Origin of the sequence: Streptosporangium sp. DT93 (genome assembly GCF_049844535.1) — a bacterium.
Lineage (GTDB): Bacteria > Actinomycetota > Actinomycetes > Streptosporangiales > Streptosporangiaceae > Streptosporangium.
On sequence record NZ_JBNCLF010000001.1, the window covers coordinates 685,370 to 708,069 of the forward strand.

Genomic DNA, 22,700 nt, shown 5'->3' on the forward strand with positions numbered 1-22,700 from the left:
TTCACAGCACGGTCAGGCCGCGCGTCTCGTACACGCTCGCGGCGGGCTGGCGGCGGCGGCCGTCGATCCCGTAGAGCAGGGTCACCATGCCGTCGATGCGCTTGCCGGACTTGTCGCGGTCCGGCTTGACCGGCCGGTAGCGGTCGGGGTCGTCGGTCGGGGTCTTCGCTTCCAGGGAGTCGGCCATCCATCGGGCGACCGGGTCGCCGCCGTGCAGGAGCGTCCCGTCCTTCGCCTTGAGGAGCCTCGCGAGCTCCTTCATCGGGTCGGTCATGCGTTCGTAGGTGGTGTTCGACTCGTGCATGGTCAGGTTCGTGCGCTTCTCGATGGCCTGCCGGACCGGCTCGCCACACCACTTGTCGTAGGTGATGTCGGAGATGCGGAACCGGTCGTTGTCCTCGGCGATGGCGTCGTAGATCGTGTCGTAGTCGATCGTGTCGCCCTCGGTCAGCGTCACCCAGCCGTCGGCCACCCACTCGTCGAACTTCCCGCCGGTGTGCTCGGCCAGGATCGGCGCCATGGACTCGGGAAGCCAGTGCCGCCAGCGCGCCCACCCGTTGTCGAAGACCAGGCAGAAGCTGGTGAGGTCGAGTTTGCTCGACAGGTCCAGGCCGCCCCAGCAGCGGCGGCCCTCGATGTGCGGCAGCAGCCAGTCCGGGGTGGGGGCGACCTCGCCGACGCAGGCGTCCCACAGGTCCATCGAGATGTAGCGGGTGGCCTGCTGGACCCGGCTGTTCATCTGGAACTGCCGGAAGCCGTTCTCCTTCATCTTGCTGCCCCGGGCCTCCAGGGCCTGGCGGCGCATCGCCTCGCGGCTCTTGAAGTCGTCCAGGGCGGGGTTCGGCCACTTCCAGTTCGCCTCGTCCCACGGATCGGTGCTGACCGGTAGGTCCGGGTGCCCAGCGAAGATCCTTTGCAGCCGCTCCAGGGCCTCCGGGGTGGCCGGGAGTTTCCTCACGAAGGTGAACACGTGGGGTGCGCGCGCCGGGTCCTCCTGGACCTTCTCAGCGTCGTCGATCATGACGGCGCCGAAGCTGGCCGAGTCGTTCGTCTCGGTCGTCGTGGTGAACATCAGCTCCTGCTCGCGGGCGCCCGCCGCGGTGGTCATCGCCTCCCACAGCGACCCGTCGAGCTGGCTCAAGACTTCGTCGAGGTTGAAGGCGTGCGGGTTGTGGCCCAGCTCTGACTTGGCGTCGGAGGTGATGACCTCGTAGTGCGAGTGGCTCTTCTCGTCGACCAGGCGCTGGGCGTCCTTGAGGTGCTTCAGCCGGGCCCGCAGCACCGGTGACAGCTGCACCATCCGGATGGCCGGCTCGAAGACCTTCCCGGCCTGTCCCTTGTCCTTGGCCGCGGAGTAGACCTCCGCGAACTCCTCGTCGTCGCCGATCAGCATGTAGAGCTGGATCGCCGCGGCAATCTCGGACTTGCCGTTCTTTCTGGCGACGACGATGTGCGCGATCCGGTACCGGCGGACGTAGCGCTCCCACTCGGCCGACCAGACGACCTCGCCGAACAGCGGCCGGCCGATCTCGTGCTCCTGCCAGAACTTCAGCAGGAACGGGCGGCGCCGGTGCGGGCCCTTCGTGTGGACCAGCAGCTCGGCGCAGAAGAACACGAACCGGTCGGCGCGCGGCTCGCAGTAGTGCGCGCCCTTCTTGGGGCAGGTCTTGCCGCGCAGGGTGAACCCGCACACCGGGCCTTTGCGGTCGTTGGGGCGCCACCGCCGATCGTGGTTCGGCGGCCGCCGCTCAGGTGAGGAGGTCCTCCGCCGGGTCACGTCGCCCGCCTCCCTCAAGGGACAGCTGCGCGCGGTCGGACGGCGTCATGCCGAACCGGCCGCCCCAGCGCAGGATCTGCGCGTCCGCCTCGTTGAGTACGAGCGTCCACGGGTTCTTGACCCAGCGCTTCATGACGATCGCGCCGGGCTTGTCGCCGGTGCTCGGCATCCGCACCACGTCGCCGTCCTCGCCGATCAGCGGGATCCCGACCACCTCGCCCTCGGCGCGCAGGGCCTTGACCGCGGCCCGGCGGCGGACCACCGCGTCGCAGACGATCGCGAAGCTCTCGACGTCCCAGCCGGTGAGCACGCCGGTCCGCTGGAGGTCCGGCGCGTACTGGCGCCACACGGTGCGGGCCGCGGCGCTGAGCCACGTCGGGTGCTTGATCTCGACGTCGGCCGGCACCGGCTCGGAGGTGTTGGTCCGGTCCGCGCGGTCGCCGTGCAGCAGCCGGAGCTTCGTCGGTTTCGGCGCTGGGCCGCGAGCACCCACCGTCACCACCCCCTCAAGATCAGCTGGAAAAACGGACCCGGAAACCTGTCACGCTCTCTGTGCTCTCCCCCCCGCGCGTTCGCCACCCCCTCCCATGGTGATCTTGACCCCCCTCCCCCGAGGCCCGATCACGATGCGTGATAGAGGACGTAATGCACGCGAGCATCGGTGCCAGAGGCAGGAAGCTGCTCGTCACAGTCGGGGCACAGCCGAGCGAGGAGCTCGTCATCGACGACCGATCGGACCGGCACGGCGTGGACATGGCTGCAACGCCACGAGGACGAGGCAGGAGCGTCGAGCCGGGCGGCCAGCATGAAGCTGAACACGGCACCAAGGCGATCGAGGTCCGCTCGGTTCTGCTCGCTCACCGGAGCGTGCGCTCAGGCGGGAGGCTGGGCAGGATCACCTCGTACGGCTCGCGCCGAGCCAGGTCATTGCCCACGGAGTAGCGGTGCCCGTCGCTGTTCAGGTCGTACTCGTAGATCCGCGCTGACGGGCAGTCGATCAGGTGGATCTCCAGCCGGTAGGTGATGGACGGGTTCATCCCCTGCGCGCGCATCCACTCCAGCAGGCTCTCGTGGTACGCGCTGTCGTTCGTGACCTTCCACCAGTTACGGCTGTCGCGGATGTCGAAGGCCACGAGGGGATCGGGGCGGCTGGTCATGTGGTCAGTGCTCGGGGCTAACCGTGAGGTTCTCGACGTGGACCGTGGCAGGGGAGCGAGACCAGGCCCACGTGCCCGGCTCGTCGCCCTCGGACTTCGAGGTAGCCCAGTACGTGTCGATGCCGTCGAGGAACACGTGCAGGTTCACGCTGTTGAACGAGGACTCCCAGACTCGGACCACCAGGGCCGGGAAGACGTCGCCCGGGATGACCGAGTTGCCGCTGTGGATGACGACTCCGTTGTGCGCGTCGGAGGCGCGGGCTCGGTCCCCGTCGGTTCGGCGCTGGTTGATCGCGTAGGCGTCCTGCTCGGTGAGTGTGTAGAGGACGAAGTCACCGAGGGTGGGAGCGGTGGGGTGCGGCCAGTCTTTGACCATGGAAGCCTCCATTTGCTAGGCAGGATCAGTACCTGGGCGTGCGCTCGTTCCCGAATCCGCCGTCGTGTTTCACGGTCTTGCGGGAGTGGCAGGAGCGGCAGAGCGCCTGCAGGTTCCACTCCTGGTTGTTGGTCTTGTCGCCGTCGATGTGGTCGACGTGCTCGCTGGGCTGGCCGCAGCCGGGTGCCTCGCACCATGGGCGTTCTCGGCGGATGCGTTCGGATCGGGCTCGCCAGGTGCGGTCATACCCTTGGGCGGTGGAGCTCGGCCGGGGCTGGGCCTTGCCGCGGCGGGTGGGGTGGCGGTGGCGCTCGCATCGGCCGCCGATCGCGGCGTCTTCTCCGCAGCCGGCGGCAGTGCATCGGCGGGGTGCGCGGGTCGGCATTCGGCCCCCAGACGCGCGAAAACCCGGCTCGGATCGCGCTCCTGGCCGGGTTTTTGCATAGCTCTGCTGGCACAGAATTAGGCCAGATAAATGATCAGCCGTCAACTTCTGGGCTGGCGATGCGTGTCGATCACGTCGCGCATGTTCCTGGAAACGCCGTTGAGGGAGTTCGCGAGTGATCGGAGTGCCGGGGCCACCTGCTCGCGCATCTGCCGTTGGAGCGTAGCAAAGGACTCGGCGACGGCTCTGCTGTCGATCTGTCTGCTCATGGTGGGATCCTCTCGTCTTCGGTGAAGGTAGGGCGGGTGCCTGGCCGGATCGTGACCACCGCAGCGTGCGCGCGGAGGATGATGGCCTGGTCGTACTCGACCGCGGGCCGGCCCCGGCCGCCGCTGCGGTTGCCGAGGGCGGGGATCGCGCACACGAGGATGAGGGCGCGTACCTCGGCGGCCGAGAGCGGCGGGTGCAGCTGCTCGGCGGCCTCGTCGACGGTCCACCCCGTGCTCATGCCCGGTCCCTTCCGTAGGTGATCGTTCGTCCGTCGGCCCAGCTGATCATGGGGTCGCCGGTGAGGGTGCTGCGGTCCATCCGGCCGCGTGGACGCTCCCCCTGGGAGTCCTCGCAGACGCGGTTGATGCACATGACCTGTCCGGCGCGAACCGCGACGCGCAGCCCGTACGTGCGGCAGTACGGGCACGGCGGGGGCAGGGTGCCGGGCGGGGTCGGCACCGGCACCCAGCGCTCCTCCAGCCCGATGTCGGGCACCTGGCGGACCTGGCGAATCCACCCGTTCAGGATCCGGCCGGCGGCGCGGGCCCGCTCCTCGGGGACGCCGTGGGCCAGGCGGGCGATGGACTCCAGCGCCAGGGTGGTGTTCGCGTCGGAGCCGCCGCGCCGGGGGCCGAGGTGGCCGGCGACGTCGCGGCGCAGCGAGGCCTCCAGGCGCCGGACCTCCTCGCTGATGAGGTACAGCAGCATGCCCGCCTCGGCGTGCCAGGGCGCCGGGCTGCCGACGGCCTTGTGGTGGCTGGTGGTGCCGCGGGAGGGGTCGCGGACCTCCTCGGGGACGAGCGCGCGGAGCTGGTCCAGGAGCGGGAGGAGCTCCTGGACCAGAATGCCGACGTCGAGCGCAGCGCTCACCGACCCTCCGGGGCGGCCGTCGGCGACGCGGGCCGCTCGCAGCCGCGGACCCAGCGCGGGCCCTGCCTGGTCCACTGGCACAGCGGGGCCGCCTGCTGCTCCTTGGTGGTCCACACGGTGCCGTCAGCCATGTACCGGCCTCGGGGATCGGGGCGCTCCTCGGTGAGGCTGGTGACGCCGCGGCAGTGCTGGCACTGGCCGCCGGTCAGGACCCGGGCGGCGAGCGCCTCGACGGCCTCTACGGGGTCGGTGTGGTTCTCGGCGATCAGGCGGGTGCCGCTCCACCGGGCCTGGGCGTACCAGCCGGCCTCCTCGGAGGGCACGCCCTCGTGCAGGTAGCCGACCTCGAACTGCCGGGCGCCGGTCCGGCCGATCAGGTCGACACCGGCCAGCAGCGCCTCCTTGTCGTAGACGGCGCCAGGGGGCATGGGGATCTTCATGAGCTCCTCTGACGGATGAGCCAGGCGGGGACGGTGACGGGCCAGGTGAGGCCGACGAGTAGGCACAGGATCAGGCAGCAGGCCCAGATGTAGACGGTGCCCAGGCCTCCGTCACGAGGGCTGCCGGGAGTGCCGTGGTCGATGACGTCGCTCCACACGCGGGGGTAGGCGGCGGCCGCGCAGACGGCGCCGATGACGGCGTAGATGAGCAGGAAGACCACCAGGGCGGGCCCGGTCATCGGCTGGCCGGGGTGGTGTTGACGACGTCGGGCACGAACTGGCCGCGGCGGCCGCGGTGAGCGTCGCAGGCGCGCGCCCACCCGGCGGCGGACCACCGCCAGCCGGTCGACGGGCCGCACGCCGTGCCGTAGGCGCAGGGCGTGGCCGGGGCGGGCGCCGGGGGCGTCGGGCGGTCAGGCATCTGGTCGGGGCTCCTTCCCGATGGGGACGATGTGGATCTCGCAGCCGAGGGCAGCGGCGAGCTGGTCGAGCCGGTCAGGGGTGATGGATCCCCAGCCGCCCTCGATGCCGGTGAGCCAGGCGTTGCCGCGGCGGCCGAGGAGGTCGCCCACGTCGTCCTGGGTGAGGCCGGCCACGGTGCGGGCGCGGCGGAGCTGGTCGCCGAGACCGCTGTGCCGGTCGGGCTGCTCGTCGCCGACGGCGTGCCGGGCCTCGGCGGCGTCCAGCGCGTCACGGATGGCGACGTAGCTCGGGGCCGAGGAGCTGAACAGTCCGCGCTCGGCTTTGACGACCGCGGTCTTGCTGATGCCCGCGCGCTGTCCGAGCTGGGCGGCGGTCAGGCGCAGCGCGCGGCGCCGGTCACGCAGCACCTCGCCCGGGAGGGAGGTCTCAGGCACTGGTCGTCACCGCCGCGTCGTGCAGGCCGGCCATGAAGGCCGCGGCGGCCGAGGCGACCTCGGCCGAGGAGGTCATCCCGCCGGTGGGGTCGCCGTGCCGGCCGGTCAGGCGGACGACCTCCCAGCGGGCGACGTCGGCGGGCAGGTCCCAGAGGGTGGTGGTCACGGTGCCGTCGGCCTGCTCGATGCCGACGGCGATCGTGCCCATCAGCGGCCGGGCGGGGTCGGGCGCGGGCGGGTGCGGGGTGAGGTCATTCACGGTCGGCGTCCGGGGCGCTCAGGTGGGCCACCACTTCGCGCAGGTGCTCCATCGAGGGGCGCGGCCCGCGCCAGGGCGTGGCGGTAGCGTCGATGCGGTCCAGCATCTCGCGCAGCTCGCGGGCGGCGATGGAGTACGTCTGCAGGCGGCAGCGCAGGACGACCTCGCTGCTGAAAGTGAGGGTAGGGGCGCCCAGTTCCGTCTCGGCCACCGCGGCCCGGGTCAGCCAGACCTGGCCGAGCTGAGCCAGGGCGCCGCCGGCGGAGGCCAGGAGGAACTCGGCGCGCAGCGCGCGGGCCTGCCAGTCCTCGGGACGGTCGGCGGCTGCGGCCGCGGGCTTGTCCCAGATGTCGAAGGGGTCGCGCAGGGCGTCGCGCTGGCGCTTCCACCAGGCGGAGATGTTGATCATGGGTGTTCCTTCGGGTCAGCGGGTGCGGCGTGGGTGCGGCAGGCGGCCGCGGGTGCTGCGGGGGCGGGCGGTGAAGGCGAGGAGGCCGGGCAGGGCCGGGGCGGGCGGCGCCGGGTGGCAGGCGGGGCTGGTGGCCACGTGCGGCATGACCCGGTCCTCGTAGGACAGGAGCGGCATCGCGTCGGTGCCGGCCAGGGAGCGCGAGCGCCAGGTGCCGGGCCCGTCGCGCCAGATCGCGGTGTTGCCGCGCTCGTCGGGGATGGGGTCGACGGCCAGGCGGCGGCCGCGGCCGGTGATCGTCACCAGGACGGTCCGGCGGCAGCCGTAGGGGCAGGGCTCCAGATCGTGCTTGGTGGGGATCATGGGCACCTCCTGGCGGTCGGCGGGCGGGTCAGTGGCTGCGGGTCGTGGTCTTGCGGCACCGGCGGCACCGGTAGGTCGAGATCCAGTTCCGGCGGCTGGTCTCCTCCCAGGTGTGATCGCAGATCAGTTGCCAGATGATCAACGCTAGGCGATGCATGCGGACGGGTGTTCGAATATCGATAGGTGGTGGGCGTGGATGACCAGGTGCGCCCGGGGCGCGTCGGCACCGAGCTCGATCCGGGCGGCGGCGATCAGGTCGTGGCCGAAGTCCGGCAGGCGGTTCAGGGCGGCGAACGCCACGGCGTAGGCGGCGTCGAGGTCGGTCTGGTCGAGCGCGGCCAGCGCCCTCGCCGGGCTCGTTGCGGGGTTCGCCGAGGGCTGCGTGACATCCGCCGCCGGAGGCTCCTCGCGCCGCGCCGGAGCGACTTCCACCTCAGCCCCGTACGGCGAGCTCAATGTGTAATGGGGGGTCATTGGTAGGTCATGTGTAGGTGGGGCGGTGCTGCACCGGGTGATCGACGGTGCAGCACCGGGTGTTCCCGGGTGCAGCACCGGGTGTTCTTTCTCGGAGAGGCCCGGATCAGCCGGTGCAGCACCGGGTGATGAGGGGTTATCCACAGGCTGATCAGCCGGTGCAGCACCGGGTGATCCGGCCGCTTCGGCCGGCTTGTTCTTCGCCCGCGGCTTGCGCGCCGGGGGCGCCTCGACGCCCTCGGGGACGACCAGCTCGCCCTCATCGGGGTCGAGCATCGCGACCCGCTCGTGCAGGCCCTCAGGGATCGCCATGCGGTACTCGTCGGCGCGGGCGTTGCGCCCGGCGCCGGACCCGGCGAAGACCCGCAGCAGCAGGCCGAGGTCGCGCAGCCGCCGGAGGCAGTTGCCGACCACGGTGGTGTCGAGGCGGCACACCCGGGCCAGGCGCGGGATGCCGGGCCGGATCCGGGTGCCGTCGGGGTTGGCGTACGTGGCGGCGGTCATGGCCACGTGCTGCACGGTGGTGGTGCTGATGCGCTTCTTCGGGTCGCCGGTCGGCGAGGGGTTGAACCCCAGCTCGATACGCCGGATGAGCCGGATCCAGTCCCAGAAGATCTTCGGTGCGTCGTCCGCAGACATGTGACTGCGTGCCTTCCTGGTCGTGCTGAGGGGGTCATCGGGGCGGGGCGGTATGTCGGGCCAGCCAGGCGGCGACCCGCTGGACGGTGCGCTCGTCGGCGGTGCCGTAGGACAGCCGACGCAGAGAGCTGTCGGTGACGTCGGCCTGGACCGCCACCTGCCACAGGTAGGTGCGAGGGATGTGGCCGTACCGGATCTGCTTGACCGCGGCCCACATCTCTTTCTGGGTCATCTCAGGCGCCCAGCGCCAGGCAGAAGATCGCCAGGCCCGTCAGGCCGCTGCTGGCCGCGGCGGCCACCAGGGCGCCGGTCTCGTCGCCGCCGCGCCACAGGCGGCGGCCGATACGCGCCAGCCACAGAGCCCCGGCCGTGAACGCGACGGCGACGAGACCGGCTTGCCACCTCATCAGCCGGCCGCCGCGGAGCTCACGGTGAGGTACAGCAGGCGCAGCGCCTCCAGGCCCGTCGGGGCGCCGGTGGCGATCGCGACCGCCATGGCGTAGGCCGGGTAGGCGCGGCCCATCACGCGCAGCTCGTCCTCGGTGGCGTTGGCCATCAGCCGGATCACCCGGCGCAGGTGCTCGGTGGGCTGCTCGTCGACGTCGAGGGCGTAGTCCTCATCGAGGACATAGCGGACGTGGCGGATGATCTCGGGGGTGATGTCGGCGATGCGGGCGGGCGGGTCGACCAGGCGGGCGGCCATCTCCCAGGCCAGGTGCCGGGGCATGACCAGCAGACCGCAGCGCTCGGTGCCCGCGTAGACCGTGACGCACTCGTAGGCGTGGTGCAGCTGGTTGGCGGAGAACGCGAGATGGAAGGTCGCCCGGGTCAGGTCGGCGACGTCGGAGGGGTCGGCGGGCAGGTGCGTCATGGGCGTTCCCGGGGTGGTGCGGCGGGGACATGCGGACGGCGCCGCGGCGGGGAGGGCCCGCCGCGGCGCGCGGCCTCCCGCCGCCCCGGGGAGGAGGGGCGGCGAGAGGAGTGGGAGGGCGCCGGTCACCAGCACGCCCAGTGGGCGGGCCAGCCGCTCTCGGAGGAGTCGACGCGGCGGGGGCGGGTGAACTCCCGCGCCCAGGCGGCCACCTGCCGGGCCCGGGAGCGGGTCTGGGCGGGGGCGGCCGGGCGGGGGTGGCGGTGGCGGCCGGTCACTGCTGACGCGACCACAGGGAAGGGTCCGGCATCACCGCCTCCTGCTGGCGGCCGGCCTCCTGGGGGTCGGCCATGAGGTACGGGCGCACGCCGCGGGGCGGCTCGGCGTCCGGGGCGGCCATCGCGGTGACGCTCGGCGGGACCGGCACCGCGCTCTCCACCGACGGCAGCGGCGGCGTGGCCGAGTCGAAGGGCCCGCGCACCATCGGGGCGGGGGCGTGGTGGAAGGGGGTGGACAGGGGCGGGGCGAGCAGGTCCGACAGGCTCGGGGCGGGCTCCGGGGCCGGCGCCGGGGCGGGGGCCGGGGTCGGGGTCCGGGGCGGCAGGGGCGCCGGGTCGAGGTGGGAGGGGTGCGCGGCCGTGGCGCGCTGCCGGTCCATCGCCTCCCAGCACGACAGCTGGTGCGACGCGGCGTTGATCAGCGCGATGAGCTCCTCGCGGCTCTCCAGCCACAGCGAGCTGCGGTCGTGCCGGTCGGAGCGCTCCCCGAAGCAGATCGCGGCGCGGCGTCGATCGCCCTCCTGCTGGATCGGTCCGATGGTGGGCCAGCCCAGACGGCTGGTGGTGATCTCATCGATGTGGCTCATAGGGATCTCCGGGGTCAGGAGGTGGCGGTGCGGGACGGGATGGTCTTGGCGGTGCGGGCGGCGTGCCAGCGCTGGTGGATCGTGCGCTCGTACTCGGCGGCGGGCTTGTAGACGTGGGCCTGGCCCTCCCAGTCGCAGCCGGAGACCCGGCACGCCGGGCGGATCCGGGCGCCGTCGGCGAGCAGCAGGGCGACGCGGTAGTGCTCTCGCATCAGCCCTCACCGCCCGCAGGTGCGTCGACGTACACCCGGTACGGGGGCCGACGCGCCGCGGTGAAGATGCCGAGCACCTCCGCCGCGATGCGGTAGCGCACGGCGGGGGCGGTCGGGAGGGGAGTGCTCAGCACGCCGTGGACGTACGGCCCCCGCTCGGCCAGCCAGACGGCGCGGGCGACGTAGCCCTCGTGATCCATGGCCTGGGGCACGTCGAGCTCGGCGCAGATCGCCGTCAGCAGGTCGCTGGCCGCCGCGCGCTCCTCAGCGAGCGCGGCCCGTGCCTTGTCGAGGTCGCCGACGATCCGCAGGACCTCGGCGTGCTGGATCTGATCCGCCAGCTCGGTGATCTGCTCAGGGGTCATCGACCCTCACCGCCAGCGGGATGCACGACGTGGCCGTGGCGGACGATCGTCAGGGTGTGCGGTCCGGCCTCGAACCACACGTCGAACAGCGGGTCGGGGTCATCGGCCACGGTGAGATCGGCGCCGGGGTCGAAGTCCCCAGAGCGGGCCAGCAGCCGCATGTTGAGGAAGCCGTCGCACGACCCGGCCTCGATCAGGTACGTCTCGCCGAAGGCCGAGACGACGTCGTTGATCGCGGCGTAGGAGACATGCACGACGTCGCCCGGCTGGAGCGGATACCAGGGCGCGTTCTGCAGCGATGCCTGACCCGCCGCCAGCGCGTCGAGTTCACCGCCGAGGTCACGGCGGCGCTTGGCGTCCTCGGCCTGGGCCAGCGGGCTGGCCTGCTCGGTGGAACTGGGGCGGCCGTACAGGCGGGTGTGGATGAGGTGAGCGAGCATGTCCACCTGCATCCCCCACGGCGTGGGCCGCTGGGCTGCGTCCGGGGCGAAGTAGGTGGCGCTGTACCCGTAGATCATGTCCGCCTGCGTGACCTCGGGCAGCGGCTGGCGCAGAGCCTCGGTGATGATCGTCAGCCGGGGGTCGGGTCGCATCAGGCACCGCCCGCGGACTGCTCGGCGGGGCGCGGGGCGCGGAGCTTCGCGGCGGCCTCGGTGGCGAGCTCGGCGAGGCGGTCCATCGCCGCCGCGTCGGCCTCGGCGGACAGGCCGCCCAGCGAGAAGTAGACGTCGATGCCGTCTGTGAGGTTCAGCCAGTAGGTACCGGGGCGGCCGCCCTCCTCCAGGCGCATGCCCGCCGCGTCAGGGTGGCGGATCACCGTGGTGTTGGAGATCTGAGGCCGACGCCGGGGGTTGTCGGGGTCGGGCTGTACGGTCGTCACTGGGTTATCCCTTCGGGGATGTGCGGTGAGCTCTCCCGGCGCGTGGGTGGCGCCGGGAGAGTCGTCGTTTCAGGGGTCGTACGGTCCGGGGTGACGCGGGCCGCGGCCGCCGCGAGGACGGCCGAGCGCTGGGGGTCGACGTCGGCGCCGACCTCGGCCATGACGCGCAGCGCGTCGGCGGCCAGGAGCGCGTCGCCGATGCGCACCGGCACCAGGGCCTCGCCGCCCTCACCGCAGCGAGGGGTGAGCGTGACCCGGGCCACGTACTGGTCGGAGCGGTCCATGGAGGAGCCGCCGGGGAGGGCGGTCACCTCGTACAGGTAGCCGAGCCGGTCGAGCTCGGCCTCGACCATCGCGCGCGGGCCGGCCAGGGCCAGGCGGATGCGCATCTCAGCTCCGGGAGGCGGGCGCGGCCGCGGGCAGCGGGCGGCCGTCGATGTCGGTGGGCTCGATCGGCGGGCCGACCCAGTCCGGGATCGCCTCGGGGAACCCGAGGGCGTCGGACAGCGCGGCCCAGGCCGCCCAGGCGTCGGGGTGGGTCAGGACGATCGGGCGGTGGTCGAGCAGGCTCAGGGTCACCGAGCTGGGGGTGATCCGGACGGTCGCGGTGCGTCCGGCCGGGGTGGTCTGGCGGTAGTAACGGGCGTCGACCTCGGACATGCGGCGCTCCTTGAAGATCATGGGGTCGCGGTGCTGTAGCGGCGGGCGGGCCGGGAGACCAGCGGCGCGATCTCGGCGCGTCCTCGAGGCCGGGCCTCCTGCGGGGAGGAAGACGTCCGCTTGTTCGTGGGCTTGGCCGTCTTCTGCGCGCCCCGGCTCTGCATGTAGGCCACGGCGCCGGCCAGCTGCTCGTCGGTCCACCCGACCTTGCGCCCGTTACGGGTGCACGGCACGCGGTCCTCACGGGCGAGGCGGTACAGGGTCCAGGCGCTGATGACGTCGCCGCCGATTCGCGCGGCGCCCTGCTCGCTGGTGTAGATGCGGTAGGCCGGCACCTCGTCCTTGAGTTGGACGAGGATCTCCTGACCGGCGGGGTCAATCAGCCGGTAATAAACGGGGATGTCGGGCATGCTGACCTGCTCCTTTTCACAGTGCGAGGGAGCTGTTTACTGCATCAGCGGCTCGCTCGTCCTCCAGCCAGCTGACGACGTCGCTCTCCCAGGCGAAGAGGCGGCCGCCGGTCTTGAAGAGCGCCGAGCACTCCCCCTTGTGTCGGAGCCACCGGAGCTGGTTTTCCGTCCTGCGGGTGAGCTCGGCTACCTCGGGGAGGTTCAGCAGCCGGTCGCCCTGACGATCAGCCACCGTGAACCGGGCCGGTGCGGTGGCTGTCGTGGCGGTCACTGGTCAGCCCTCGCGACGACAATCTCGTACAGCTGTTCGAAGGTCAGTGCATCGAAGTGCCAGAGCGAGGCGGCGATGAACTTCTGACTGGGCTCGACGGCACCGCTGGTGACGCGAGAGATGGTGCTCTCGCTGGTACCGAGCAGCGAGGCACAGGCCGCGTTGTTCGGCAGGTTCCTGGCTCGGGTCGCCTTCTCCCACTCGGCTACGCGGAGGCGAACGCGAGGGCGTATGGCCTGCTGTATGGATCCATGCATGGATGCAAGCTACGCTCATCCATGCATGGATGCAATTCGGTCATGCGTGGAATATTGCTCTGTTGCCAAGACTCCCGCCAGGTGAGATACAAGAGGGGCGGGCGCATCCTTCCACGCATGCATGAATATTTTGGTCAATCAATCTTGTGACCTGGCCGTCAAGGGTGTAGCACGGCGTGTTAACTTGCATGCATGCAAGACGCTGGCGGGTGGAACCCTGAGCTCTTCCGTGGGCTCCTGCACCGGGTCATGGTGCAGGCCGACTTGGGGCAGAGCGATCTCGTGAAGCTCTCCGGAACGTCTCAGGCCACGATCAGCCGTTGGATCCGCGCTGAGAACCAGCCGCAGTACAAGGCGCTTCAGCAGCTCGCGAACGGTCTGGTGGTGCGCTACACCCACCTCGGAGACCTGCCCACCAGGCTCCTGAGTGCGGCAGGGTACGGCGATAAGGAGTACGTGCCCCCGACCCCTCAGTCCGAGTGGGAGGAGGAGCTACGGCAGGCACGAGAGGCCGCCGGCGCGATCGAGGATCCGAAACAGCGCGATCGGGTCGAGAGAATCATTGATCGTGAACTCAGGGAGACGGCCGAGCTGCTGCAGCGACGCAGCGAGCAGTTACGAGAGATCATCGATCTGATTCTGGAATCTGACAGTCACTAATACACCAGACATGTAACCCATAACCGCATGCGAGGCGTCCTCACTTTCACGGCTACATAGCAGGGCCGCGATTAGAACCACGGAGGATTCTCCATGCCCCTCAAAGAAGCGTCCGTTTTCATGATCGGCGCCATCGGCTCGGTCAGCATTGCCGCATGGGCCTGGCGGCACGGCCATAAGTACGGCACGCGAGAGGCCGAAAAAGACGGCCAGCTCCTGTTCAACCGAGGGGTTGCCTACGGCTCGCTGGAGACGGTGAGCCGCATGAAGCGGGACAAGTCGGAGTAGATCCCTCTCGCCTGTATCCGAAATACCCGAATATGTCCCCCCACACAATTCGGGCGAATCCCCACATATCTAACACGGAGATGCCATGACCGATGGCACGACCTTTCGGCGCTGCCGATGCCGGGTCCCGGGGACCCGGAAAGACGCCGGCCCAAACTGCCCGCTGCTCGCCGACCCGCTCCATGGCGCCTGGTGGGCCCGCTACTCTGCCCCGCGCCAGTCGGACGGCAAGCGACCCCAGCCCCGGCTCGGCCCGTTCACCAGTGAGGCAGACGCGAAGAAGGCGCTGCGCCGAGCACTCGCCGACCTCGATGACGGGGTGGCCCCCGTTGACAGGAACATCAAGTTCGGCCAGTGGCTTGACCTGTGGCTGAGAGGCAAAAAGGCGCTCGCAGAATCCACGCGCGAGTCGTACCGCGAGACGATCGACTTGTACGGCAAGCCGGGCCTTGGGCACATGCGGCTGGCCGACGTCCGCGAGCAGCACCTGGAACGGCTGTACGAGGCGATCGGGCAGATCAACAACCTGCCTGAGGGTGAGGTCCCGGGCGAGCTGCTGCGCCGGCTGCTGGCGGCCCGGGCCCCGTCCACCAAGCGGGAGCTGGCGAAGGGCGAGAAGCGCGGCCGGGCTCAACAGCGGCCGCTGAGCGCGGCTCGTATCCAGCGGATCCATCGCGTGCTGTCCTCCGCGTTGGGGACGGCGCACCGGCAGAAGCGGATCGCGCACAACCCTGCCGTGCACGTCGAGCTGCCCAAGGTTCGGCGGGTGCGCCCCCTGGTGTGGACAGCGGCGCGGGTCGCCCAGTGGAAGGACACAGGCCGGGTTCCCGGGCCGGTCATGGTCTGGACCCCGGCGCAGGTCGGTGCCTTCTTCGACTTCATCGAGGAGTGGGGAGAGCGCCTGCGTACGGTGTTCCACCTCGCCGGCACCCGCGGCCTGCGCCGCGGCGAGGTGGTCGGCGCGGAGTGGGTGAACGTCGACTGGGAGGCGGGGACGCTGAGCCTGCTGGAGAGTGACGAGGAGGAGGGCGGCACGCTCAAGAGCGAGGCGTCATGGCGGACGGTCGCGCTGGACGCGGTGAACGTCGAGCTGCTCAAGGCCTGGCGCCGGCAGCAGCGGCGTGAGCGCCTGGCGGTCGGCGAGGCCTGGGTGGACTCGGGCCGGATCTTCACGCGGCCGGACGGGAGTCCGCTCAATCCCGACCGGCTGAGTCAGCGGTTCGGCGAGCTCGTCCACATCAGCCGGCTGCCGCCTATCCGCTTTCACGATCTGCGGCACTGCGCCGCGACGCTCGCGCTGGCGGCCGGGGTGGACATCAAGGTCATCAGCGCCACCCTCGGGCACGCGCGGCATTCCTTCACGGCTGATGTGTACGTGTCCGTCGTGCCGGAGGTGGCCACCGCCGCGGCTGAGGCGACCACGGCGATCGTCCCACGACGTGCGTCGACGTCCCCCAGGCGTGCCCGGAGAGCGTGACCACGGGCCTCGGTGACCCCCTGGTGACCCCCATCTCGCATTTCAGGGGTCCGGACGCGAAAGAGGCCCTCTCCCAAATCGCGGGGAGAGGGCCTCTGATCTGCGGAGGCTCGGGGATTTGAACCCCGGATGGGCGGTAAACCCAAACCGCATTAGCAGTGCGGCGCCATAGACCTGACTAGGCGAAGCCTCCTGGTTGCCGTTCGGCTCAGCACAGAGTACCGGCCATCCGGCGAGGCGGCAAAGCGGTTGTCGATCGCGTCCCGGGCAAGAGTTGGGGAAGAGTTATCCACAGATGGTGGATAACTCTTCCCTGCCCTGTGGACAAGTCCGGGAGTCCGCAGATGGGGAGAGCGGAAACACTGTGGATTCCCAGAATTTGGGACGCTACATCTCAAGCAGTGGATGGTTTCCGCGGGTTCTCGCCGCCTCCCGGGCGACCCGGATCAGGGCGCCCGCAGCGTTCGGGCGACCCGGGTCCTTCGCGTCCGCGAAGATCGGCATACCGGTTCCATCGTCCCAGGGAGAACCGGGATGCCCGGAAGGGCCGAAGTCCGGAGGGGCCGAAGCCCAGGAGGCCGGGGAGATCCAGGAAGCCCGAGAGCCCCGAGAGGCCCGGTCTCCGGGTGGTCGATGGTCAGGCGGCCGGGTTGGCCTCGCCCTCGATCTCGATCTTGATCTTCTTGCCGACCAGGACGCCACCGGTCTCCAGCGCCTGGTTCCAGGTCAGGCCGAACTCCTCGCGGTCGATCTCGGCGGTGATCGAGAAGCCCCAGAGGGCCTGTCCCCACGGGTTGGTGCCGGCGCCGCCGTACTCGACGGTCAGTTCGACCGGCTTGGTGACCTCGCGGATGGTGAGGTCGCCGACGAGGGTGAACTCGTCGCCGGAGTGGCCGAGCACGCGGGTGCTGCGGAAGGTCAGGTCGGGGAACTTCTCGGCGGCCAGGAAGTCGTCGCCGCGCAGGTGGTTGTCGCGGTCGGGGGCGCCGGTGGTGATGCTCTCCGCCTTGATCGTGATCTCCGCGGAGGAGTCGAGGGGGTTCTCGGCGACGGTGACGGTGCCGGCGAACTCACCGAAGTGACCGCGGACCTTGCTCACCATCATGTGCTTGACGAGGAAGCCGACCCGGGTGTGGGCGGCGTCGAGAACGTAGGTACCCGCGGCGGGGATCTGAAGGTTCTCCCAGGTCCGAGTGGTCATGCTGTGCTCCCGATGAGATCGTTGCTGCGTGGATGATTGCGTTAACAGATTTCTACACGAGAAATATTCCTCTCGTCAACTATCTTCGGATAGAGTGTGAACGTGATCCCCTTTGACGACTCCCGCCTGACGGCGATGGGCCTGCTCACCGAGGTGCACAGCGGCATATCGGCGAAGACGAGCGCGCTCTTCGCGACCGCGGGGCTCTCGGTGATCGACTTCGAGACGCTGATCCGGCTGGCGCGCTCGCCCGGCCAGCGGCTGCGCATGAGCGACCTGGCGGCGCAGACCAGCCTGTCCACGAGCGGGGTGACCCGGGTCGTCGACCGCCTGGAGCGCGAGGGGCTGGTCGCCAGGCAGGCGTGCTCCACCGACCGGCGGACCTCCTACGCGACCCTCACCGATGCCGGGTCCGAGCGGCTCGGCGGCGTCCTGCCCCAGCATCTCGCCGACATCGAGACCTGGTTCACCGGCCTGCTCTCCCCCGAGCAGCTCGGCGCCTTCCTGGACACGCTCCGCACCCTCCGCGACGCCGTACGGCCCTGCGCGACCGCGGGGGCGGAGGGAGCGGCGGGGGCGGCGGCACCGTGTGCCGAGGCCGAACTCGCCGGGACGGAATGACGTACGAGCGACGACGACCGGTGAACGGGGGAGGACGTGGTCACAATCCCGGCGCGGGGACGTCGGGGAAAGCGACCTTCGAGGGGACACCGGGGAACGGGGCCCGGAGGGAACGCCGGAGAACGGGGCCTCAGACCTGCGACTCCACTCGCCGCGCCTCCGGCGGTGTCAGGTCGCCACGGAGCTTGGCCATCCCCCGGGAGACCGTGCTCTTGACCGTCCCGACGCTGATGCCCAGCGTCCTGGCGACCTCGACCTCGGTCATGTCCTCGTAGTAGCGCAGGACGACGGCGGCCCGCATCCGCGTGGGCAACCGTTCCAGGGCCTGTTCGACCCGTTCGGGCAGGGACCGGCCACCCGGAAGGGCGGGCTCGGGAAGGTGCTCGGAGGGATACTCCTCCAGCCTCCGGCGCCGCCACCAGGAGATGTTGATGTTGACCATCGCCCGCCGCACGTAGCCGTCCAGCGCGGCGCGGTCGTGGATGCGGTCCCAGGCGAGGTAGGTCCTGACCAGAGCGGACTGCAACAGGTCCTCGGCGTCGTTCGCGCTGCCGGTGAGGCGGTGGGCGGCACGGAGCAGTGTCGGGCCACGGGCGACGACGTACTCGCGGAACTCCTCGTCGATCCCGCCGGCCACCGTGATCACCACCCTGCGCTCCGGGTGCTCATGATGGCCACGATCGCAGCCGGAACCCATACTGCGGCTGAACCGGAACCTATATTTCATCTATCAAAGGCAAAGATCGGTTTTGATGAACTATGGAACGCATGCGGCGATGAGCACGTTTTGTCATCGGACAGACACCAATGCGTTCCACCAGGAAGGGGAACTTTAGTACCGGGGTGGACACCTGCCCCGATTATTGGTGGAGCGGACAGCGCGATTCCGCGAAGCATGTGACGCTGGCTGCCACACCTCGCAGAACCAGGGGAGCGACGATGCCCTATCACAGCGCCGATCGCCGCCGCGTGCTGGCGGCGGCCGCGCTCGGCCGGACCGTCCAGGAGCCGGGCCCCCTCCCCTTCGAAGGCGAGCTCCTGCGCTCGATCAGCGGCACGATCCTGGACGTCAGCCCGCACCTGATCGTCATCGACACCCCGGACGGCAACGAGGAGCGGCTCGTCATCGCGCCGTGGGCGACCGCCTGGCGCGGCGAGTCCCTCAGCCCGGCCGACCTTCCGGTGGGTTCCAACGTGATCGTCAAGGCGCTGCAGGCCGGCCGGGTCGTGGGCCGGATCTGGGCGGACATCACCAGGATCACCGGGGTGATCCAGTCGATCGGCTCCGAGGGCAGGGACCGCACGGTGGAGCTGTACTGCGGGCCCCACCGAGGGCGGCGCACCATCGTCATCCCCTACCGCTCGTCGGGACGGCTCCGGGTGAGGCACCCGCAGTTCGAGCCCGGCTACCTGTTCGACGCCATCGGCGTACGGGAGGGCGGCGTGGCGCAGGCCCGGCTGCCCGCGACCTCCCAGCCGCCCTACCGGTGGACGGCGGTTCCCGCCCCCTCCCACAACTACGGCGGCGTGCAGTCGCGCATCTCGGGCACGGCGACCTGGTCGGACACCTTCGACTGCGACGAGCAGGGGGTGGCCTATCCCATGCTGGAGCGGTCGGACACGGCGTGCGACGACGCCGGGGTGTCGTGCACCGGGTTGCCGTACCTGGCGCTGGGGTCGATGCTCAACGTGCGCAACGTCTGCGCGGGGCGCACCTCCCTGCTGCCGATCGTGGGGTGCGGCTGCCTGGCCGGCCGGTTCTGCGACCGCTGCCTGGAGTGCGGCACCTCGCCGCGCGGCCGGATTCTGGAACTGTCACCGCACTCCTTCGTGGAGCTCGGCGGAGACCTGACCACCGGGTGCTTCAACGCCCGGCTCGGAATGGGGTGACACGGATGCTGACGACGATCGCCATCGGGCAGCTGCCTGTCGTGGTCCTGCTGCTGGCCGCCGGTACGGTCGCGAAGATCTGGACGGTCACGAAGGCGGCGGAGCCGGGCACGCTGAGCAGGCTGGGACCCGCCGTGCTGGTGGCCGAGCGCTGGCGCCCTCCCGCGATGCTGGGGTGCGCGGCCGGCGAGCTGTTCCTGACGGCCGGCCTGCTGGTGACCGGCCATCCGTTCTTCCGGTGGGGGACCGCCGCGTTCTTCGCGATCTCCACCTACGTCCTGTGGGAGCTGCGCCGCAGGCGGCCGGACGCGGGCTGTGGCTGCTTCGGCGAGGTCAGCGCCATTCCGGTGGGGCGGCGGTCGCTGGGCCGGACCGTGGTGCTGACGGCCATGTCGGCGGGGCTGGTCTGGGCCCCGCCGGTGTCCGGCTGGGACCTGATGACCGCGATGACGTGGGCGTACGCCCCAGCCGTGATCGGTGGTCTGCTGCTGCTGGCCGCGCTCTCCCCGGAGATCGAGGAGGCCGTCGCCAGGATCCGTCACCGGGCGCCCTGCGAGCAGCGCCGTTTCGATCCGGCGACCGCGCTCGGCCGGTTGCGGTCGAGCACGATCTGGCGCTCCCACGTGGAGCTGCTGTCGAGCACGGATCCGGTCGACAGCTGGCGCGAGCTGTGCTGGCGGTTCTTCGTGTATCCGGGACGGAGCCACACGGGCGATCCCGTCGACGTGGTCTTCGCGATCTACCTGAGCGGGCGTCACCCGGCGGTGCGGGTGGCCATGGTCGGCTCCGACGGGCGTCCGGTGAAGAGCGAGCCGCTCGGTGAATCTTTGCCGATATCGGCGGGACGCTAGAGAGCCCTAGATTCTTCTAGGGCATGACGATGGGGCTCTATACGGCTCTCTAGCTTCCCCACTAGAGAGCCGTATAGAGGGCTACCTCCACTCCCACAGCGTATCGAACATCTGTTCAATCAGACGGGTTGTGACCGTAGAAACTTTCCAAAATGTGGCACGGTGAAGGCGATCAGCCCGCGCTCGGCGCTGTAGATCAGGCCCTTCTTGATCAGGCTGTCACGCGCCGGGGAGAGACTGGAGGGCTTGCGCCCCAGCCCCTCGGCCACCTCGGAGGTCGCGACGGGCTCGTCGCCGATGGCGGCCATGGCGTGCATGTAGTCGCGCTCGGCGGGGGTGGCCCGCTCGTAGCGGCTGCCGAAGAACCCGACCGCCAGCTCCTCCTCGGCCTCCGGCGCGGACACCCTGATGTCCTCCGCGGTGATCGGGCTGCGCAGCGCCAGGTCCCAGGCCACCTTGCCGTACGCCTGGACGAAGTAGGGGTAGCCGTCGGCCGCCACGTAGAGGGCGTCGAGGGCGTCCTGGGTGAACTCCACCCCCTCGCTCTCGGCCGGGGCGATGAGCGCCAGGTCGGCCGCCTCACGGTCGAGACGGTCGATCCGGGCGTAGCGGAAGAGCCGCTCGGAGTAGCTCTTGCTGGCCGAGAGCACGCTGGGCAGGTGCGGCAGGCCCGCGCCGACCACGATCAGCGGGCCACCGCTCTGGGAGAGCTCGTGGCAGGCCGCGCACAGCGCCGACACGTCGGTGGCCGGGACGTCCTGCATCTCGTCGATGAAGAGCGCGATGCCGACCCCGAGGTCGGTGGCGACCGCGGCGGCGTCGACGAACAGCTCGGTGAGGTCGATCTCCAGGTCGCCGGAGTCGGCGCGCCCGCGCCCGGCGGGCACGTCGATGGCGGGCGACCAGTGGGAGGTGCCCTTGGCCGCGGACGGGTCGCGCATCGCGAACGCCTTGAGCACCCCGAGGAACTCCTCGATGCGCTCGGGCGCCCGATGGCGCGGGGCCAGCTCCCGGACGGCCATGTGCAGGGCGGCGGCCACCGGGCGGCGGATCGACTGGTCCGGCCGGGCCTCGATCTTCCCGGTGCCCCAGAGCCGCTGCATGGCCATCGACTTGAAGGTGTTGAGCAGGACGGTCTTGCCGACACCGCGCAGGCCGGTGACCACCATGCTGCGCTCGGGACGGCCGCGGGCCACCCGCTCCAGCACGATCTCGAACTGCTGGAGCTCACGGTCGCGTCCGGCGAGCTCCGGGGGGCGCTGCCCGGCACCGGGCGCGTAGGGATTGCGAACGGGATCCACGCTCTCGGACTTTATGACGGGATATAGCGGTCGGCCTAGATTTCCGTAGAAAGACCTACGGCGTGTCGCCGGGCCCGCCGCCGGTCCGGGGGCGGGCGGGGCGGGTGCGGCGGGCGACAACGCGAGCATCGCCGTGCACCCCCCTTCACCTGGGCGGACGTCAGACCGAACCCGTGTTCGAGCCCGTGCCCACGACTGTAGCGCGGGTTCGAACACAGGCGCGATACGTTTCGATGAAAAGCACTCCAAAGAACATGGATCATGGAGCCATGGCTCGCCCCCGGAGGACCGTCCCCGGACGCCCCTCCCGGCCGCCCGCGGGAGAATCGCCGTCGCGGCCGTCCACCACCTCGGGTGACCGATCAACTACAATGATGCATTGTCGCTTTTGTCCGTTTCGCTGAGGGGGCAGCACGTGGCAGGGCTCAGATTCACGATCCGCGCGCGGGCGGTGCTCGCGGCCACCGTCGGCTGCCTCACGGCCGCCGCCTGCAATACCGCCGCCTCCCCGTCCGGCCAGGAGCCGCCCGCCACCTCGGCGCCCGTCTCGGCGGCATCGCCGACTCCCCCGGCGCCCCCGACTCCCACGGCGGGCCCGGTCACCCCCACCACGCCGCCCGCCCCGGAGCCGACCGGCGCCACGCCGACGGCTCCCGGACCCACCGAGGCGACACCGGCCCCGACCGGCCCGCCGCCGTTCTCCGCGAAGGTCTCCCGCGTCACCCGCGACCGGCTCAGGTACTCCTGGCGGCCCGGATGCCCCGTCCCCGTCGGCGACCTGCGGCTGATCACGATGACCCACTGGGGCTTCGACGACAGGGCCCACACCGGCGAACTGGTCGTGCACAGGGCCGCGGCCGACGACATCGTCTCGGTCTTCGAGCGCCTGTACGACTGGCGCTGGCCGATCCGCAGGATGCGACTGGTCGACGTCTACCGGGGCGACGACTTCGACTCGATCGACGCCGACAACACCTCGGCCTTCAACTGCCGCCCGGCCACCGGGTCGAGCAGCTGGTCACGGCACGCCTACGGCCGGGCCGTCGACATCAACCCGCGCGAGAACCCGTACGTGTACGCAGGCGGATCGGTGGCGCACGCGAACGCCCGCCGGTTCGCCGAACGCCCGCTGCGCGGCAAGGGCGTCATCAACCCGGGCGACCGGGTGGTCAGGGCGTTCGAGCGTGAGGGCTGGGAGTGGGGCGGCGACTGGTCGGGCATCAAGGACTACCAGCACTTCTCCATGGGCGGCGGCTGAGCCTCGGCCCGGCCGGCCGTGCGAAGAGCTCCACCGCACGAGAACCCGTCCCCGCGAAGGACCCGGCCGTATGAAGACCCGGCCGC

Annotated in this window: 42 protein-coding genes and 1 tRNA gene; 7 read left to right on the forward strand and 36 right to left on the reverse strand. The window is 70.6% G+C overall.

From position 1 onward, the window contains the following. Position 1: 1 nt before the first annotated feature. The 32 genes from ACLQ2R_RS03235 to ACLQ2R_RS03390 form a co-directional block, all read right to left on the reverse strand. Positions 2-1,693, reverse strand: a complete 1,692-nt coding sequence (locus tag ACLQ2R_RS03235) for a terminase large subunit (RefSeq protein WP_425957749.1) — start codon at positions 1,691-1,693, stop codon at positions 2-4. A gap of 55 nt (positions 1,694-1,748) precedes the next feature. Continuing rightward, entirely contained in the window at positions 1,749-2,270 is a 522-nt protein-coding gene (locus tag ACLQ2R_RS03240; RefSeq protein ID WP_425957750.1) for a phage terminase small subunit P27 family, read from the reverse strand. 128 nt (positions 2,271-2,398) lie between these two features. Further along, the gene (locus ACLQ2R_RS03245) at positions 2,399-2,638 is read right to left on the reverse strand and encodes a hypothetical protein (protein ID WP_425957751.1); all 240 of its coding nucleotides are present in this window, start codon (positions 2,636-2,638) and stop codon (positions 2,399-2,401) included. Beyond that, on the reverse strand, positions 2,635-2,934 hold the full coding sequence (locus tag ACLQ2R_RS03250; protein WP_425957752.1) for a hypothetical protein: 300 nt from the start codon (positions 2,932-2,934) through the stop codon (positions 2,635-2,637). The genes ACLQ2R_RS03245 and ACLQ2R_RS03250 overlap by 4 nt, the downstream gene beginning before the upstream one ends. A 4-nt stretch (positions 2,935-2,938) precedes the next feature. Next, positions 2,939-3,310 (reverse strand): hypothetical protein, encoded by a 372-nt coding sequence (locus tag ACLQ2R_RS03255; protein ID WP_425957753.1) that lies wholly within the window; start codon positions 3,308-3,310, stop codon positions 2,939-2,941. A 25-nt stretch (positions 3,311-3,335) separates the two neighbouring features. Next, on the reverse strand, positions 3,336-3,695 hold the full coding sequence (locus ACLQ2R_RS03260) for an HNH endonuclease signature motif containing protein (RefSeq protein ID WP_425957754.1): 360 nt from the start codon (positions 3,693-3,695) through the stop codon (positions 3,336-3,338). 101 nt (positions 3,696-3,796) lie between these two features. Then, positions 3,797-3,964, reverse strand: a complete 168-nt coding sequence (locus ACLQ2R_RS03265; protein ID WP_425957755.1) for a hypothetical protein — start codon at positions 3,962-3,964, stop codon at positions 3,797-3,799. Further along, entirely contained in the window at positions 3,961-4,203 is a 243-nt protein-coding gene (locus ACLQ2R_RS03270) for a hypothetical protein (RefSeq protein ID WP_425957756.1), read from the reverse strand. Before ACLQ2R_RS03270 ends, ACLQ2R_RS03265 begins: the two co-directional genes overlap by 4 nt. After that, the gene (locus ACLQ2R_RS03275) at positions 4,200-4,835 is read right to left on the reverse strand and encodes a hypothetical protein (RefSeq protein WP_425957757.1); all 636 of its coding nucleotides are present in this window, start codon (positions 4,833-4,835) and stop codon (positions 4,200-4,202) included. The genes ACLQ2R_RS03270 and ACLQ2R_RS03275 overlap by 4 nt, the downstream gene beginning before the upstream one ends. Beyond that, a complete protein-coding gene (locus ACLQ2R_RS03280; protein WP_425957758.1) occupies positions 4,832-5,275 on the reverse strand; it encodes a hypothetical protein in 444 nt (147 codons plus the stop codon). The genes ACLQ2R_RS03275 and ACLQ2R_RS03280 overlap by 4 nt, the downstream gene beginning before the upstream one ends. Beyond that, complete coding sequence (locus ACLQ2R_RS03285; protein ID WP_425957759.1) at positions 5,272-5,514, reverse strand: hypothetical protein; 243 nt, start codon at positions 5,512-5,514, stop codon at positions 5,272-5,274. Before ACLQ2R_RS03285 ends, ACLQ2R_RS03280 begins: the two co-directional genes overlap by 4 nt. After that, on the reverse strand, positions 5,511-5,696 hold the full coding sequence (locus ACLQ2R_RS03290; RefSeq protein WP_425957760.1) for a hypothetical protein: 186 nt from the start codon (positions 5,694-5,696) through the stop codon (positions 5,511-5,513). Before ACLQ2R_RS03290 ends, ACLQ2R_RS03285 begins: the two co-directional genes overlap by 4 nt. Further along, on the reverse strand, positions 5,689-6,132 hold the full coding sequence (locus tag ACLQ2R_RS03295; protein ID WP_425957761.1) for a helix-turn-helix domain-containing protein: 444 nt from the start codon (positions 6,130-6,132) through the stop codon (positions 5,689-5,691). Before ACLQ2R_RS03295 ends, ACLQ2R_RS03290 begins: the two co-directional genes overlap by 8 nt. Beyond that, positions 6,125-6,391, reverse strand: a complete 267-nt coding sequence (locus ACLQ2R_RS03300) for a hypothetical protein (protein ID WP_425957762.1) — start codon at positions 6,389-6,391, stop codon at positions 6,125-6,127. Before ACLQ2R_RS03300 ends, ACLQ2R_RS03295 begins: the two co-directional genes overlap by 8 nt. Continuing rightward, positions 6,384-6,800: a hypothetical protein gene (locus tag ACLQ2R_RS03305; protein ID WP_425957763.1), complete on the reverse strand. Its 417-nt coding sequence runs from the start codon at positions 6,798-6,800 to the stop codon at positions 6,384-6,386. Before ACLQ2R_RS03305 ends, ACLQ2R_RS03300 begins: the two co-directional genes overlap by 8 nt. 15 nt (positions 6,801-6,815) lie before the next feature. Further along, complete coding sequence (locus ACLQ2R_RS03310) at positions 6,816-7,163, reverse strand: hypothetical protein (RefSeq protein WP_425957764.1); 348 nt, start codon at positions 7,161-7,163, stop codon at positions 6,816-6,818. Between the two features lie 28 nt (positions 7,164-7,191). Continuing rightward, on the reverse strand, positions 7,192-7,320 hold the full coding sequence (locus tag ACLQ2R_RS03315) for a hypothetical protein (protein ID WP_425957765.1): 129 nt from the start codon (positions 7,318-7,320) through the stop codon (positions 7,192-7,194). Further along, entirely contained in the window at positions 7,308-8,276 is a 969-nt protein-coding gene (locus ACLQ2R_RS03320; protein ID WP_425957766.1) for a hypothetical protein, read from the reverse strand. The genes ACLQ2R_RS03315 and ACLQ2R_RS03320 overlap by 13 nt, the downstream gene beginning before the upstream one ends. Positions 8,277-8,310: 34 nt before the next feature. Beyond that, a complete protein-coding gene (locus tag ACLQ2R_RS03325) occupies positions 8,311-8,508 on the reverse strand; it encodes a hypothetical protein (protein ID WP_425957767.1) in 198 nt (65 codons plus the stop codon). Position 8,509: 1 nt separating this feature from the next. After that, positions 8,510-8,683, reverse strand: a complete 174-nt coding sequence (locus tag ACLQ2R_RS03330) for a hypothetical protein (RefSeq protein WP_425957768.1) — start codon at positions 8,681-8,683, stop codon at positions 8,510-8,512. After that, complete coding sequence (locus ACLQ2R_RS03335; protein ID WP_425957769.1) at positions 8,683-9,147, reverse strand: hypothetical protein; 465 nt, start codon at positions 9,145-9,147, stop codon at positions 8,683-8,685. The genes ACLQ2R_RS03330 and ACLQ2R_RS03335 overlap by 1 nt, the downstream gene beginning before the upstream one ends. Before the next feature lie 125 nt (positions 9,148-9,272). Next, complete coding sequence (locus ACLQ2R_RS03340; RefSeq protein WP_425957770.1) at positions 9,273-9,440, reverse strand: hypothetical protein; 168 nt, start codon at positions 9,438-9,440, stop codon at positions 9,273-9,275. Next, positions 9,422-10,012 carry a hypothetical protein gene (locus tag ACLQ2R_RS03345; RefSeq protein ID WP_425957771.1) on the reverse strand — a complete coding sequence of 197 codons (591 nt, stop codon included), beginning with the start codon at positions 10,010-10,012 and terminating at the stop codon, positions 9,422-9,424. Before ACLQ2R_RS03345 ends, ACLQ2R_RS03340 begins: the two co-directional genes overlap by 19 nt. 14 nt (positions 10,013-10,026) lie before the next feature. Further along, positions 10,027-10,224 carry a hypothetical protein gene (locus ACLQ2R_RS03350; protein ID WP_425957772.1) on the reverse strand — a complete coding sequence of 66 codons (198 nt, stop codon included), beginning with the start codon at positions 10,222-10,224 and terminating at the stop codon, positions 10,027-10,029. After that, positions 10,224-10,589, reverse strand: coding sequence for a hypothetical protein (locus ACLQ2R_RS03355; RefSeq protein WP_425957773.1), 366 nt, complete (start codon positions 10,587-10,589; stop codon positions 10,224-10,226). Before ACLQ2R_RS03355 ends, ACLQ2R_RS03350 begins: the two co-directional genes overlap by 1 nt. After that, positions 10,586-11,182 (reverse strand): hypothetical protein, encoded by a 597-nt coding sequence (locus tag ACLQ2R_RS03360; protein ID WP_425957774.1) that lies wholly within the window; start codon positions 11,180-11,182, stop codon positions 10,586-10,588. The genes ACLQ2R_RS03355 and ACLQ2R_RS03360 overlap by 4 nt, the downstream gene beginning before the upstream one ends. Beyond that, positions 11,182-11,469, reverse strand: coding sequence for a hypothetical protein (locus tag ACLQ2R_RS03365; protein ID WP_425957775.1), 288 nt, complete (start codon positions 11,467-11,469; stop codon positions 11,182-11,184). The genes ACLQ2R_RS03360 and ACLQ2R_RS03365 overlap by 1 nt, the downstream gene beginning before the upstream one ends. Then, complete coding sequence (locus ACLQ2R_RS03370) at positions 11,466-11,858, reverse strand: hypothetical protein (protein ID WP_425957776.1); 393 nt, start codon at positions 11,856-11,858, stop codon at positions 11,466-11,468. The genes ACLQ2R_RS03365 and ACLQ2R_RS03370 overlap by 4 nt, the downstream gene beginning before the upstream one ends. A gap of 1 nt (position 11,859) precedes the next feature. Beyond that, positions 11,860-12,129, reverse strand: a complete 270-nt coding sequence (locus tag ACLQ2R_RS03375; protein ID WP_425957777.1) for a hypothetical protein — start codon at positions 12,127-12,129, stop codon at positions 11,860-11,862. Positions 12,130-12,146: 17 nt separating this feature from the next. Next, complete coding sequence (locus tag ACLQ2R_RS03380) at positions 12,147-12,539, reverse strand: hypothetical protein (RefSeq protein ID WP_425957778.1); 393 nt, start codon at positions 12,537-12,539, stop codon at positions 12,147-12,149. Positions 12,540-12,555: 16 nt separating this feature from the next. Then, positions 12,556-12,771 carry a helix-turn-helix transcriptional regulator gene (locus ACLQ2R_RS03385; RefSeq protein WP_425957779.1) on the reverse strand — a complete coding sequence of 72 codons (216 nt, stop codon included), beginning with the start codon at positions 12,769-12,771 and terminating at the stop codon, positions 12,556-12,558. Between the two features lie 35 nt (positions 12,772-12,806). After that, positions 12,807-13,067, reverse strand: coding sequence for a hypothetical protein (locus ACLQ2R_RS03390; protein ID WP_425957780.1), 261 nt, complete (start codon positions 13,065-13,067; stop codon positions 12,807-12,809). A 192-nt stretch (positions 13,068-13,259) separates the two neighbouring features. Between ACLQ2R_RS03390 and ACLQ2R_RS03395 the strand changes: the two genes are divergently transcribed. From ACLQ2R_RS03395 to ACLQ2R_RS03405, 3 genes are all read left to right on the forward strand, one after another. Further along, entirely contained in the window at positions 13,260-13,727 is a 468-nt protein-coding gene (locus tag ACLQ2R_RS03395; protein WP_425957781.1) for a helix-turn-helix domain-containing protein, read from the forward strand. A 93-nt stretch (positions 13,728-13,820) separates the two neighbouring features. Continuing rightward, positions 13,821-14,015 (forward strand): hypothetical protein, encoded by a 195-nt coding sequence (locus ACLQ2R_RS03400; protein WP_425957782.1) that lies wholly within the window; start codon positions 13,821-13,823, stop codon positions 14,013-14,015. Between the two features lie 319 nt (positions 14,016-14,334). Further along, entirely contained in the window at positions 14,335-15,492 is a 1,158-nt protein-coding gene (locus ACLQ2R_RS03405; protein ID WP_425957783.1) for a tyrosine-type recombinase/integrase, read from the forward strand. 103 nt (positions 15,493-15,595) lie between these two features. Here the strand turns inward: ACLQ2R_RS03405 and ACLQ2R_RS03410 are convergent. Next, a tRNA-Ser gene (locus ACLQ2R_RS03410) sits at positions 15,596-15,685 on the reverse strand. 444 nt (positions 15,686-16,129) lie between these two features. Further along, positions 16,130-16,693 (reverse strand): YceI family protein, encoded by a 564-nt coding sequence (locus tag ACLQ2R_RS03415; RefSeq protein ID WP_425957784.1) that lies wholly within the window; start codon positions 16,691-16,693, stop codon positions 16,130-16,132. A gap of 102 nt (positions 16,694-16,795) precedes the next feature. Here ACLQ2R_RS03415 and ACLQ2R_RS03420 point away from each other — a divergent pair, with 102 nt between their 5' ends. After that, positions 16,796-17,314 carry a MarR family winged helix-turn-helix transcriptional regulator gene (locus tag ACLQ2R_RS03420; protein WP_425957785.1) on the forward strand — a complete coding sequence of 173 codons (519 nt, stop codon included), beginning with the start codon at positions 16,796-16,798 and terminating at the stop codon, positions 17,312-17,314. 130 nt (positions 17,315-17,444) lie between these two features. On the opposite strand, the gene ACLQ2R_RS03425 is transcribed toward ACLQ2R_RS03420, so the two are convergent. Beyond that, entirely contained in the window at positions 17,445-17,960 is a 516-nt protein-coding gene (locus ACLQ2R_RS03425) for a SigE family RNA polymerase sigma factor (protein WP_425958160.1), read from the reverse strand. Between the two features lie 293 nt (positions 17,961-18,253). Here ACLQ2R_RS03425 and ACLQ2R_RS03430 point away from each other — a divergent pair, with 293 nt between their 5' ends. After that, positions 18,254-19,204 carry a hypothetical protein gene (locus ACLQ2R_RS03430; protein ID WP_425957786.1) on the forward strand — a complete coding sequence of 317 codons (951 nt, stop codon included), beginning with the start codon at positions 18,254-18,256 and terminating at the stop codon, positions 19,202-19,204. 5 nt (positions 19,205-19,209) lie between these two features. Then, a complete protein-coding gene (locus tag ACLQ2R_RS03435; protein ID WP_425957787.1) occupies positions 19,210-20,055 on the forward strand; it encodes a MauE/DoxX family redox-associated membrane protein in 846 nt (281 codons plus the stop codon). 119 nt (positions 20,056-20,174) lie between these two features. Here ACLQ2R_RS03435 and ACLQ2R_RS03440 read toward each other — a convergent pair whose 3' ends face one another. Then, positions 20,175-21,356, reverse strand: a complete 1,182-nt coding sequence (locus ACLQ2R_RS03440) for an AAA family ATPase (RefSeq protein ID WP_425957788.1) — start codon at positions 21,354-21,356, stop codon at positions 20,175-20,177. Positions 21,357-21,771: 415 nt separating this feature from the next. Between ACLQ2R_RS03440 and ACLQ2R_RS03445 the strand changes: the two genes are divergently transcribed. Next, a complete protein-coding gene (locus ACLQ2R_RS03445) occupies positions 21,772-22,614 on the forward strand; it encodes a M15 family metallopeptidase (protein ID WP_425957789.1) in 843 nt (280 codons plus the stop codon). The last annotated feature ends 86 nt before the right edge of the window (positions 22,615-22,700 follow it).